This window comes from symbiont of Argiope bruennichi (assembly GCF_051094275.1).
In the GTDB taxonomy this organism is placed as follows: Bacteria; Bacillota_I; Bacilli_A; order Mycoplasmatales; family SG1.
In genome coordinates, this window is record NZ_CP070274.1 from 413807 (window position 1) to 428009 (window position 14203).

General features: G+C 19.9%; 8 protein-coding genes. 4 read left to right on the forward strand and 4 right to left on the reverse strand.

The features are described from left to right. Positions 1 to 92: 92 nt before the first annotated feature. Positions 93 to 4874 (reverse strand): hypothetical protein, encoded by a 4782-nt coding sequence (locus JTY60_RS02040; protein ID WP_434414454.1) that lies wholly within the window; start codon positions 4872 to 4874, stop codon positions 93 to 95. 536 nt (positions 4875 to 5410) lie between these two features. Beyond that, complete coding sequence (locus JTY60_RS02045) at positions 5411 to 7675, reverse strand: hypothetical protein (protein WP_434414455.1); 2265 nt, start codon at positions 7673 to 7675, stop codon at positions 5411 to 5413. Between the two features lie 247 nt (positions 7676 to 7922). On the opposite strand from JTY60_RS02045, the gene JTY60_RS02050 reads away from it, so the two are divergent. Genes JTY60_RS02050 through JTY60_RS02060 form a run of 3 tightly spaced genes read left to right on the forward strand, consistent with a single transcriptional unit; the run spans position 7923 to position 10337 of the window. After that, a complete protein-coding gene (locus tag JTY60_RS02050) occupies positions 7923 to 8393 on the forward strand; it encodes a peroxiredoxin (RefSeq protein WP_434414456.1) in 471 nt (156 codons plus the stop codon). Between the two features lie 19 nt (positions 8394 to 8412). Beyond that, positions 8413 to 9825, forward strand: a complete 1413-nt coding sequence (locus JTY60_RS02055) for a glycerol-3-phosphate acyltransferase (protein WP_434414457.1) — start codon at positions 8413 to 8415, stop codon at positions 9823 to 9825. 23 nt (positions 9826 to 9848) lie between these two features. After that, positions 9849 to 10337, forward strand: coding sequence for a redoxin domain-containing protein (locus tag JTY60_RS02060; RefSeq protein WP_434414458.1), 489 nt, complete (start codon positions 9849 to 9851; stop codon positions 10335 to 10337). Positions 10338 to 10349: 12 nt separating this feature from the next. On the opposite strand, the gene JTY60_RS02065 is transcribed toward JTY60_RS02060, so the two are convergent. Together JTY60_RS02065 and JTY60_RS02070 are read right to left on the reverse strand one after the other, a co-directional pair. Further along, entirely contained in the window at positions 10350 to 11102 is a 753-nt protein-coding gene (locus JTY60_RS02065; RefSeq protein WP_434414459.1) for a hypothetical protein, read from the reverse strand. A gap of 91 nt (positions 11103 to 11193) precedes the next feature. Continuing rightward, positions 11194 to 12438, reverse strand: a complete 1245-nt coding sequence (locus JTY60_RS02070; RefSeq protein WP_434414460.1) for a hypothetical protein — start codon at positions 12436 to 12438, stop codon at positions 11194 to 11196. An 89-nt stretch (positions 12439 to 12527) separates the two neighbouring features. On the opposite strand from JTY60_RS02070, the gene JTY60_RS02075 reads away from it, so the two are divergent. Further along, complete coding sequence (locus JTY60_RS02075) at positions 12528 to 14201, forward strand: hypothetical protein (RefSeq protein WP_434414461.1); 1674 nt, start codon at positions 12528 to 12530, stop codon at positions 14199 to 14201. Positions 14202 to 14203 lie beyond the last annotated feature (2 nt).

Below are 14203 nucleotides of genomic sequence, written 5' to 3' on the forward strand. Positions count from 1 at the left end.
TTTTTTATCTTTGTAAAAAAAAGTTTGAATTTTTCATAGAGGTGAATTGAAATTAGAAGGTAAAATTCAATTTGAATAAAATGTTTCTTTAACTACCCTTCTAAGTAAAAATTGTGTTCAATTTCAACTTTTTTATTTTTTGGAAACTGATAAAAGTTTTTAATTACTTTTAAATCTTCTGGTTCGATATCTGAAATATCTTTGATGTCATCAAAGAAGTTGTTATATGTAATATTTAAAAATTTTCCAGTTTTAGTATCTGAAAAAACAATTTTGTTGTCTAAAAATTGAATTTCTGTATTATCTAATGAAGTGCTTCTGTTATTGTTTAAATCATAAAAAACTTTTTTAGAAAAGGTACAATTTTCTAAATCTTTTGTTAAATCATTTGTTTTTAAAACTAATAAAAAGCCATAGTCAATTCCAATAATAAAATATTTTTCTAATAATGTACTATTAGTAATTGAATAAATATTTTCTTTTTCTCTTACCAATAACAAAGAATTTCTAGTTTTTTCAACATTTTCAACATTAATAATGCTATTACTTTTATGAAAACCAAGACTTTTGTTGACAATTAATTTATATTTTTTAAAACTTTCATTTTGTTCTGCTTCCAATTTATTAATTTTGTCATAAAAATTTTTAGCAATTGCGTAAAAATTAAAATAATGATTATTAATTAATTCAATCGTTTTATCTTCATCAATTGGAGGGTTATCAATAACTTTATTAAAGTCTTGATATCAATAATTAAAAAAATATTTGCTTTGTTCTTTTACTAATTTATTTAAATCTACAAGGACAATATTAGTTTTTACTAGTTCTTTTAAATCAGAAATCCTAACTGGATCTAAAAATTTTTTATTTAAAATATCTGATGCATTAGCACCCCTTTGAATTTTTTCATCCATAATTTCATTAATGTATGCGGGTTTTTTTGAATATCATCATTCCCCTGCCTGATTTTTTTCAAAATCATAACCATAAAAATTTTCACTGATTATTTTTTTAGCAATGCTTGATTTTTGATCTAGTAATTGCTTGTCTTGGTCATCAATAAATTCCCTAAAGGCACTTCCCTTTTCTGAGTAAGATGTAAGAAAATAAATTTTTTCTTTTTTGTTTGACAAATTATTAAATTCATCTTCAAATTTTTGATAATTTAAATTAAATTTTTCTTTTGTAGGATAATGATATCCTTTGTAATGTTGATCTAATGTATCATAAAATGCAACAATATCTTTCAATATAATTTCAATAATTTCTTTTTCATAGTCAAAATAAGTGTTTTTTAAATCATTTAACTCATTTGTAAAATGTGTGTAAGAATAAGCGGATCTGTTAACTATTAGATGGTTTGTAAGTAAAAGATCGTAAACTTTTTTTAAATTTACATAACTTTCATTACTTCACAATTCAAAATTTAGTGATAATGGAATATTTAACTTAAATCACTTTAATGATTTTATGGTGTAATTTTTAATATTAAAATTACTACCTAAATCAAAAATAATTGAATTTTCTTTAATTTCTTTTAAAAGATTATAAATTGAACCTTTAATAACATTTATAATTTTAATTTCAATGCTTTTTAAATAATTTTCAAAAATAGAAAGGTTTTCTTCAAGATTTTTGTTTTCAATAATTTGTAAAATGGTTTTTTTATCAAAAGTTGATCTACCATAATTATTATCAAAATATTCAAACAATATTTTTACATTTTTGTGATTATCATTTTCTTCAATGTTTATATCAAAGCCTTGATAATCACGAATAATTTTTTGATATTTTTTGTAAAAATGATCAGCGATTTCATAAAAAACAGTAACTTTTTTTTCAGACAAAAAAGTTTCTGTTTCCTCTTTTAATTTTTTATGTTCAATTGACAACAAGTCAATTGCTTTATTATCAAAAAAAATTTTGTAATTATTTCCTAGAGAATTTGCTGCTTGATTTTTTTGATATAAATCGTCTAGATCATTAATTATTTTTGAAAATAAATTTGTTTTATTTAATTGAGCTAAATAAATGTCTTTATAGTATTGTTTTTTAATGAAATTGTTAATTTCATCTCTTAAATAGTCTAAATTTGATATTAATACAGTTTTTTTTCCAATTTCTTTGTATTCTTCAATTTTTTTAAAAATATTGTCTTTTGAAAAAGGATTATCTTTTAGATTTTGATTTTCTTTATATTTTTCAATTAATAAATCAGATTTTTTGTTCAAAAAAATGTCTTTAATAATTTTTTCTTCTGCAGATATTGCAAGATTATTATCAATTTCTGTAATAAGGGATGGATTTTTGTTGAAAATATAAAAAGAAGAAGTTTTTTGTTCGATTAATAATTTTAAATTATCAATAAATAATTCATCTTTACCATTATCTTCAATAATTTTTTTGATAATTTCTTCTTCATCTAAAGGAATATTATTAGTTATGTACTTTTTCTTTAAGGTATTTTTATATTCTATTACTTCGTTAAAATCTAAAAAATTTCCTTCTAATACTTTTTTTGAATATTCTTTAAGATCTTTAAGGATTAATAATTTATAATAAAAATTTTTTTTATAAGTATCAAAATTTGCATAAATTTTTAAATTTTCATAAAATTGATTTCTATTTTTTTCATTATTAAAAACATAATTTGACCCATCTTTAGCTAAATATTTAGTTTGTAATTCATGATCTGTTAATTTTAAATCTTCAATATCTAAAAAATAAAGTTTAAAGTAGTCCTCAAGTTCTAATTTAATTTCTTTTAATATCGAATCGGGAATTTTGTTAATTAGTTGCGTAATTTTTTGATCATTTTTTAAATTAGCATGTAGTTCATTGATAAAAATAAAAAGTCACTTGTCTTTTTCTTGTTGACTATTTAAAGCTAGTTTTTGCTCTTTTTCTTGAATTTCTTTAAGAAAAGTATCTGGAGCTAAATTACGAGAAATGCTATTTAGTTTGTCAGATATTTCTAATTGTTTTTTAGTTTTTTCTGAATTTACTTTGTCTAAATAATTAAATATTGGATAATCTTTAATTATTTCTTCAAAAAATTTATTTCAGTCGCTTTCTAATTTATTTATCGCTGCTGTAATAAGATTATTTTTAAAGTTATTGTTATTTAAATTAAGATTGTCAGTAAAACTTGAAGAACTATTGTCATTTTTAATTTTTATTAAATTCTTCATTTTGTCATAAAATAGTAAAAAATCATCGGATTGTAAAAATAGCTCGGTGTGCATTTTTTCAATTGATCAAACATTTCATTCTTTAATAACATTATTCAATAAATGTTTGGGGTATGAAGGATCATTAAAATCAAAATAATTATTTTTATATTCATCTTTTGTATCAAAATCATTTCCATTATTTTGTAAAAAATTATTAAATTTATTTTGATCAATTAATTCACTATTAAAAAATAAATAACCTTTCCCGCAAATTAAAAAATATGCTTCAAAGTCTGGAAAAATATTAATTAATGTGGTAATATTTTTTTTATTATCTAAATTTTTTGCTTTATTTGTATTGTCTAATGGGTATGTCTCTAATTCTTCTTGGTAATGAGTAGTGTTTTGAAGAATTTTTAAGTTATCATATGATAACTTAGAATTAAGATTGAAAACATTAAATAATTCTTTTAATTTATCCTTATTTGCACTTGTTAAAAAATTATTTATAAAATCTACTTTAGGATTAATTGAATTAAATTCAAGAAATTTGTCATTAACAATATTAAAGATATTTTTTGTTAATAAAATATTGTTATCTAATAAAAAATTGATGACGTCATTAATTTTATTTTTTAATTCATCAAAACTATTAAGATTATTAAGATCAAAGTTGTTGTATTTTTTTAATTTATTAAAATCTTTACTTTCAATGGCATCTTTTAAATCTTTTTTAAATTCATCAAGAAAAAAATAATTATCAAGATCAATATTTTCTAATAAAGTTTTATCAATTGTTAAATTTTCTTTTGCTAAATAAAAAAACTTTTCTTCTTCCTCTTTAAATTCATCAAAAACAGAAGTTAATTTTTTTGTTTCATTAAATTCTGATTTTATTTTATTTATTTCATCATAAAAAGATAGTTTGTTGGTTTGGGGATTTATTTGAGTAAAAAAGTCAATATTATTTTTTGAAACAAATGATTTTTCAAAATTATTATTTTTTCAGTCTTCATAATATGTTTCAAAAAAAGAACTATCTTCAATGGTTTTGTCTCAAATAATTAAAGAAAAATTGTCAGTTTTTTCTTTAGTAATGTTAATAAAAACTTTTGAAAATAAAAAATTAAAGAAGTTTTTAATAATACTTCTTGTTTTTAACATTTCATTTATGTTAAATTCATTTTCATCTTTAGTAAAATCAATTTTAAAAGAACTATTTGCATAAGTTGTTTTTATTGAAAAATTATGTGAAAGATCAAAAGTAACTGAAGAAGTTGCTTTGTCAATATTTGATTTTAAGTTGTTAAAGTGGGTGTCTAATTCATTTATAAAAGCGGTGTCTTTTGGAAAATCAATTTTAATTTGTTCGTATTTATCGCTTAATTCGCTACTAAGATTGATAAAATTTAATTTGTTGTTATTAAATTGTGATTTAATACGTTTAACTTCATCCTCGTTTTTTAATAAGAAATCTAAAGTAATGTCATTCTCATTTGTTAATTTAAAATACTTTTTTAAGATTTTTGGATTTAAACTATGTGTTTTATAAATACTTTGAATTTGATATTTTTTTAATAAATCTATAACTTCTTCTTTTTCTTGAGAGAAAGGATCATTATTTAATAAAGTAATATCTTCTAAACTTTTACTAAATATATTTTGTTCAATATCTTTTTTAGCAATTAATACTTCTCGCAAAAATTCATTTATAATCGAAAAATTATAATTATAATTATCAAAATCTGAAAAATTTTTTGATTTAAAGATATTAATTAATTTATTTGCAAGTCCTAGTCTATTGGAATCTATATTTCCAATTTTAAAAGGATTGTTGACTTTTAGGTCTTTTAAAATGTCTAAATTATAAATTTCTCCAAAAATTTTATTAATATCTGCAATCTGAGCAAAATTTTCAACATTAAAATTGGTAAAATTATTGGCGGAATATAAATTTTTAGATGTTAACTTTTGATCAAATTTTTCAAAAAATTTTTCATATATTTTTTCGTTTGTTTTTTTAATTGTGTTTTTTAATTTAGAATTTGTATTTGATAAAAAACTAGAAAAATTTGAATAAGTATTTAAATATTTTAAATATGTATTTTTATCAGTACTTGGTAGTTCTTTTATTAAAGACTCAACTTCAGAAATAGAAATAAAAATTTGTTTTTTTTCAGAATCTGAAAAAAATGATCCAATAAAATCATTTTCTTCTCATTTAAAAATATCATTTTTTAAAGTTTCATATGAAAGTTTAATTTTACTAATTTTTGCATCAATTTCTTTTTTTTGTGAAAGAAAAAATGAATCAACAGTTCCATCAAGATCGTAAATATGCTTTTTAAATTTATCAAATAATTTGTTTCCTTTTTCAATAATTTTTCATGAGGTAAATTATTTTTTGGAATGTTTAAAAAATTCACAATTTCATTACGAATATTTATTTCATTAGAAATTACTCCAAAAAATGTTTTATTTATTTCAATCGTAAAAACAGATGCAATTAATTTTTGAAATTTAATATAAGCCATATCAAAATTTCAGTCCTTAATTAATTTATATTTTGTTAATATTAAAAAAAGAGTGTCTAATTTATTTTTAAAATCAACTGGTGGCAATAATTGTTTTTGATCTAAATAATTATTAATAAAAATTTTGTTAATTTTTTCAATTTCTTTTAAATCTTTTCAAATTTGAAATTGAAACCTGTTAAGCTTATTTCATTCATAAGGATCTTTATTGTTATTAACAAAATTATTAATCCGATCTTGATTTTTTTGATCATTTCAAAATTTTTCAATATTATCTAAGTGCCTGTATTTATTAATTTCAAAATTTGAATAATTTAATACTTCTGTGAAAATATTATTGATTTTTTTAGCAATTAATTTATCAATTGCAGTACTTATACTTAAAAAGGTAAAATTATTATTTAAAGTATTAAAATCATCTTCTTCAACACCATTATTAGAAAATAGTCTAAAAAAATTTAAAATATCTTCATTATTTAAATTTTTATAAACTAAATCACTTGAGGTGTTTTTTAAATGTTCGACAGGCTTTTTTAAATTATCATCAATATTTTCACTAAAATTATCTCTTACTTGAGTGTTTATTTCATATATTAAACTAGAAAATTTTTCTTTTTGTTCATTATTGTAATATTTAATAATTGTGTTATGGTTTAAATGGTCATTTATACCAGAAATAATTGTTCTAAAAGTTTCTGCAGTAAAAAAATTATCAAAATCAATATTATTATTATAATTTTCAAAAATTTCGCTGTAAATATCCTCTTTTTTATCAGTACTGTTATAATTAAATGATTCTAATAAATGATAATATGGTGTTTTTTCTAAAAGTTTCTGAATCGTTGCATTTTCTTTTAGGAACTCTTTAATATTGTCTACATCTTTTAATGTTCCAAAGTCATTAATATTTTTTTGTAAGGTTGTAAATTGTTTTGAAAAATTAAAAAAATTGGCCATTTTTTCTAATGCCGTTATTTTTATATTTGTTTCTGCTTTGTTAAAATATTGGTTAATTTTCTTGATGGTATCTTCAATATCATCTGTGATATAAAAAGAAAAATCTTCAAAATTCTTGGTTGATTTTGAATCTGGATAATAATGTAAAATAATTTTTTCATTAATATTATTATTAGTTTCTTTTATAAATTTATTTGTAAAAATTGTTAATTGTTTTAAATTTTCATCAGGTAAAATTTCTGAAACAGACGCAAGTTCTTCTAAATTAATTTTTTTTACAATTAATTCTTCTACTAAATCTTTTATTGCGATTGAATTATTTATTAAAGTTAATTCAGTTTCATTAGATGATTGATCACTTAACATTGATTCATCAAAATTATCATCAAGATTGTCTTTAAATAATAAATATTCATCGAAAGAAAAAAAATTTTTATTAATTTTTAATAATTTATTTTTAATTAAATCGTTATCAGAAAATTTATTTAAAGTTTTTTGATAAAAATTTATAGCATTAGTTTTTTCAATATTATTAAATTTTTGAATTTTATTAAAAAATATTTCAAAATTATTTTCAATATTATTACTAAAAAAATCTATTTCTTGAACTAAATTATTGCACTTTTTCTCATCTTGGTAACCTAATCAAATAACTGAAGGAATTTCATACTTTTTTTTGTTAAAATATGAAATTAATTCTTTTAAAATTTTATTATTTAATTTTTTTTGTTCTTCAAAAGATAATTCAAATATTTCGTTTAAATTGTATTTTTCTTTTATAAAAGAAAAATTTTTAAAATAATTTAAGTTTAAATTAATTTTTACTTTTACTTCGGATAAATTTTTTATTTTTCTAAGATTTAGTCCAGACAAAAAATTATTTAGGTTATTATTAATTTTCTTGTTAATTTGATAAATATTTTTAAATTTATCTAGTTTTAATAATTCTCTGTCATTTAAAATTTCAACTAAATCTACGATATTATTTTCTAATTTTTCAATTTCAAACATTTTTACATTTTCTTTACTTATATTTTTTATATATAAAACCTATGGAAAATTTTAAATTATTTTGTTTTTTATAAAAATATTAAAAAAATTATGTAAAAATTTAAAAGTTTTTTTATCTTTTTTATTATTTATTTTTATTTGCAAAAATAAAAAAAATTTATTTGACTTGTTAAAACAAAATTGTTAAAAAATACAAATAAAATATAAAAAAATTTTATAATAATAAAAATTAAGGAAGTCTTAAAAAATGGAAAGCAAAGATATTAATATTGAGGCTGCAAAAAAAATTTCATTAGAAGGTAATGATAATAAACATTATCGTCTAAATGACTTTAAGGGAAAAAAAATTGTTTTGTATTTTTATCCAAAAGATGATACTCCGGGTTGTACCATTCAATCAAAGGATTATAGCAACTTATATGATCAATTTTTAGAAAATAATGCGATTGTTATTGGTTGTTCTAAGGGAGATGCTAATGAAAAAGAAAAATTTAAAAATAAATACAGTTTAAAACAATTATTATTAGCAGATACAAATTTAGAATTATGCAAAGCAATGAATGTTTTAAAAGAAAAAAAATTTTTTGGCAAAAACATTGTTTCAATCAGTAGATCTTCTTTTATTTTTAATGAAAATGGTGATTTATGTTGTAGCCAATACAATGTAAAACATTCAGAAGATGCATCTAATAATCTTGAAATAATTAAAAATATGTAAGTATTTTTGGGTTTTTAAGTTGAATATTTTTCATAATATTTATTTTTGCTACACTTTTTTAATTATATTATTTTTATTAATAGGTTACTTATTAGGGTCGCTAAATTTTTCAATAATATTATCTAAATTTTTTTTCAAAAATGATATAAGAAAATTTGGAAGTTATAACGCGGGTGCTACCAACGCAAATAGAGTCTATGGAAAATATTTTTCCCTACTGGTTGGTTTGTGTGATGTTACTAAAACATTTTTTGCTCTTTCAATTGCTGTTTTTATTGAACACATTATTGCAAATTATGGCGCTGATAATACTTTTACAATTCCTTCATTATTTTTGGTAGCTGGTCTAGGATCTGGCTTGGGACATTGTTTCCCTTTATATTACAATTTTAAAGGTGGAAAAGGAGTTGTAACTTTCTTTACAACAATTGGTTTTTTTAATATTTATTTTTGTATTTTTTTATTATTATTTCTTATATTATTTTACTTTTTAACAAAATATATGGGGATAAGTAGCGTTCTTGGCTGCTCTTGTGCAATTTATAACATTGCTTTTAATTTAAAAAACAATGAATTTTTTCCAGAGTATAGTTTTTTTGGTAGTGATAGCCCAATAGTTGAAAATTTAATTGTCTTTTTATTTATTTTTTTAATTATTATAAGACATCAAAAAAATATAAGATTTTATTTTTCTTGATTAATGTCAAATGAATTTAGTTTTTTTTATAAACCAATTAAATTCAAAAAATTGTATTTATCTACTGATAAATTAATAGACACTTTAAAGAAAAAAATAAATGCTCCAATAAAAAAAAATGAATATATTGACCCCTTTGTAAATGTAAATCAAAATATTGAAAAAAATATAATAAACAAAGAAAAATATATTACTAAGTTTACTTTTAAAATTAAGAAAGCAATTAATTATATTTTTAAATTAATAAATACTTTTTTAATAGTCGCCTTTTATAAAGTAAAAAAAAGCGTATTTTGACTAAAAAAAAGAAACTTTTTTAAAAATATTTTAATAAAAAAAGAAAAGAAAAATATTAAAAAAGTTTCTGAAACTAACAATGAATTTGACAAAAAAGAAGTTGAAGATATTGAAAAAAAAGCTGAATTAAATGAATCAGAGTCAACAAAAGTTGATGAGTCTTTAGAAATAAATCCAGAAAAAGAAGTTGAAGATATTGAAAAAGTAAGTGAAGGTAAAGTTGATGATGAACAAAAACAAGTTGTAGAAACTAAAAAAGTTGCTGAAGTTGATGAAAAAATTAAAACTTATAATGAAGTTGATGATTTAAAAGATAAAAAATTGAATGAAGGAGGAACAGAAACTGAGAATTATCAAAAAGGTTTTCAAAGAGAACAAGAGTTTTTTACACCATGGGAGAAATTTAAAAAAACAATAAAAGAAATTTTTAATAATTAAAATAAGTTAGAGGTAATTTACTTGTGGGAAAAAAAATTAATATTGAGTTAGCTAAAAATATAAAACTTGAGGGTGATGATAATAATATATATTCTTTAAATGATTTTAAAGCCCAAAAATTAATTTTATACTTTTATACTATAGATGAAGCGCCGGGATGTGCAATTATCTGTCAAGATTTTAGTAGTATGTATGAAAGATTTAAAGAATATAATACTGTTGTTATTGCATGCTCTACAAGCCATGTAGGTTCAAAACAAAACTTTAAAAAAGAATACAATTTTAAACAACTTTTTTTATCAGATATAAAATTAGAACTTTCAAAAGCATTAAATGTATATGAAGAAAAAGTAAATGAGGATGGAACTAAAAAAACATATATTGTTCCATCAACATTTATATTTGAAGAATCTGGTAAACTTCTTTTTTCTAGATATGATATTAATTATCAAGATGAAGCATTAACTTGTTTTAACATCATAAAAGAACAATCAAAAAAAGAAACAAACTAAAAAGCAACTAATTTAATTGTCATAATAATTGTTGAAATAAGTTAAATACTTTGAAATATTTAATTCATTTATTGATAAAATTTTTGTTAGAGTTTTGTTTTCAGTAGTTTTTGAACTTTTTTTCAAGTAAAAAAATATGTATGATAGTGCAAAGTTTTTTATTTCATTTTCATTAATAACGTTTGGATAAAAATCATATAAAAAAACTAAGTATTGATTTTTTAAGAAAATATATTTTTTTTTGTCAATATTGTAAAAACAATCATAAAATGTTTCTTTTCCCTTTAAATAAATTAAGGAATTTTTAATAATTTTTATTTCTTGGGGATTAATCAAGTATTTTTTTTTATAATTTTTTACAATAAAAAAATAATTGACCTTTTGTTGTTTTAAAATTTCTAGAATAAAATATTTATTTTTAAAATTTATTTTTTCGTCCAAAAAAAATTTTATTAAAAATTTTTTATATTTATAAAGTTTAATATTACTAAAAAAGCAATTATATTTATAAAAATTAATCAATTCATTAAAATTTTTACGAGCAATAAAATTTAAAAATTTTTTGTCAAAATCTGAATAGTAATTTTTTTTTGCAAAATAATACTTATTAAATGAGGCAAAAGTTTTTGATAAAATTTCTTTTTCCTGAATTTTTAAATTTGTATTATTTATTTCCTTAAATAACATTGAATATGCATCAAAAAAATTATTATTTTTGACTTTTTTTAAAAACTGATTAAAAAATGAAACAATATTTTTATTCACTGTTCAAAATTTTAATCAACAATAAAGAAAATAAAAAAATTAAAAAAATTGTGTTTTTAAAGTAACAATTTTAAAGATTTTTGTTAAAAAACTAATTGTCTACAAGAAGTTTTTTTAAATATGATTTGTAAAGTTCTACTCCTGGTTGATCAAAGGGATTAACATCCATAATAATACAAGAATAAACACATGATCAAAAGAAAAATTGAATTAATTCTCCAAAAGATTTTAAAGAATAATCATTTAATAAAATTTTTGTATTAAAAATTCCCCTATCTTCGTGGCTTTGTAAAACTGATTGGTATAACTTTTTATTAATAATAAATAAATTTTTATTATCAATATTCTTTAAATTATTTGCAATTAAATCCATATCTTCTACTTTAATATCGTTTATTTCTTTTGAAAAAAAAATAAATGTCTCAAAAAAATTTAATTTTCCTTGTTGAATAAATTGTCCAAAAGAATGTAAATCTTTTGAGAATATTAAAGAAGCTGGAAATATTCCTAGATTATTTTTCCCCTGAGACTCAGAAAATAACTGAATTCATCATTGATTAAAAGAATCTAAGGAATTATGAAAATTTATAAGGATTTCGATATCTAACCCATTATTAAATAAGTGATTTCGATATATTGCATATCTTAGGGCATCATTGCATTTTTCATTTGTTAGATTACTTTTAATTAAATCATTAAACTCTTTTGCACTATCAACTAATTCTTTAACATCTAAATTTAAAAAAAACATTGGCAAAACATTTGCAGCAGAAAATATTGAATATCTGCCACCAATTGTTTTTTCAAGTTCAAAAAAATTACAATTGTTGTTTTTATAAAAATTATATAAAAAACCTTCATTTTTTTCTGAAACAATTGTAATATTTTTTTGTAAGTCTAAGTTTCTTTTTTTTAAAATTGTTAATATTTTGCTAAAGCCAATTAATGTTTCGAGTGTTGTCCCACTCTTAGAAATACAAAGACAATGAAAATTTTTATCTTTAATTTTTTCAATATTATTTTGAAAATCAATTTCTGATAAGGTGTTTGCAAATCAAATAATGGTTTTTTTGTTTGATTTGTGAAAAAATGCTTCACATATTGATTTAGCACCTAAAAAACTTCCTCCAATACCAATAACTATCAAAATATCTTCAGAAATTTTTTCAGCCCAATTTTGATAATTTTTTAGATTATTATTAAATCCAATAAATACTTCACTGTTTCATCCTAAAAAATTTTTAGTTCAATTTTGAGAAAAAAAATTGTTAATTTTATTTTTTTCAATATTAAAATTTTTATTTTTAAATATATCTTTAGAAAAAGTTAATTTCATAATTTTTATTATAAATTAATTATCAATTTAAATTTTTATTCTTTGTGTATTTTTATCAAATAAAAATTTTAATTAATTAAAATTAATTAATGAAAAACAACCAAAATGTTTTTGATTTAAGCACTTATTTTATTGATAAATTAAATTTAAATAATTTATCAATTGAAGAATTACAATACAAAAGAAAATTTTGCTTAAACGCTTTGTATTTATCATATTTAGATGAACTTTTAAAATCTAATGTTTTTGGATTTCAAAAAAATGATTGTAAAAATGTCTATTGAAAAGAATATTACTTTTGAAAAAATTTTTTTTTTCCAACTTTTGACTATACATTGGTTTATGCTAGAGACATTTTTAAATATAAAAAAGGCAATATTTCCTTTACTGCAAAAGAAAGTTGAAAAAGAAACAAACGCGAAGATAAAAAAGAATGAAAAAATAAGTATCTTTTAAAAAGTTGATGGTCGAAAAATGACGATAAATTATATATTGAAGAAAATGACAAATTTTCTTATCTTCCAGATGATGTTATTAAAAATAAATTTGTTAAAGACAATTATGATGATTTTGTATTTACAGATACATTGCCTTTTGGCAAAATAAGTTTTTTAAAAACTAATGATATTTATGTATATGAGGGAATATTTATTTTTAAAAACAATAAAAAAGTTTGTTTAAATTTGTTTTTTTATTACTTTTTTAAAGGTAATTCGTACTTATTTGAAAATAATGTTCGAAATGCGTTAGGATCTGCTGGTTTTACAAAATGAGGATTTAATGCCAGTTGAATGATTATACCTACCAACTTATATCAACAAGCAAATTACATAAAAATGTTTTATGAACTTGAAAAACAAATTAGTTTGTTAATAAAAATTAGAAGAAAATCAAGAAATATTTTACATTTTTTGGGAAAAAATTGCCTTGATGATAAAATGTATAAATTAAGCGATTTAGTAGAGAAAAGACGTCCTTTAACAATAACTACCACTGATTTTTTTGATTGATTAAAATATCCAAGAGCCGATTATTTAAGACATACAGTTTATCCTTGAAGGACAATAACTGCTGGCTATCAATGAACAAAAATTAATAAAATTTTGTATTCTGATCTTGCAGAAGAAATAATTTTAAAAAGATCGTGTTATAAAGAAAAAATTGGAGATATTATTATTTCAAAATTTTACGGAAAAACTTACAATCCTTATTTAGTTGATAGAATCAACTTGTACGCTTTTTCATCTGTTAATCCACCTTATTTTTCAAAATTACCAAAAATTTCAACTCATGTAATTTTATGATCTATGCTTGGACAAAACTTTTATCAAAGATATGGAAATAAATGAAAAAAAGGCTCTGTAATAAATAGAATTCATCAAAAAAGATTTTTTAATGAAAATTTGCAACTAATAAAATCTAAATATTATCACCTAACAGAACATTTATCAAATGTTTATAACTTTTGTGCCAAAAATATTTCAAAATATACTAAATTACGTGAAGAGATTTCTAGATTATTGCAAGTTCCTGCAGTAATTGAGGATGAAACTTATGAAAAACATTTGCAAGATATGTTTTTATTAAGCCAAGAAGCTAAAGAAACAAATATTTCTTTATTAAATCAAAAAGTTAAACACGAAAACATGTCTTTTTTAGCACAAGAAAACAAAGAAAATATAGTAAATAATCAGCAAGAAATTATTGAAAAGTCTGAAAAAGATAAATCATCTAAAAAAAGGTGATGAAAATTTTGAAAATAAAT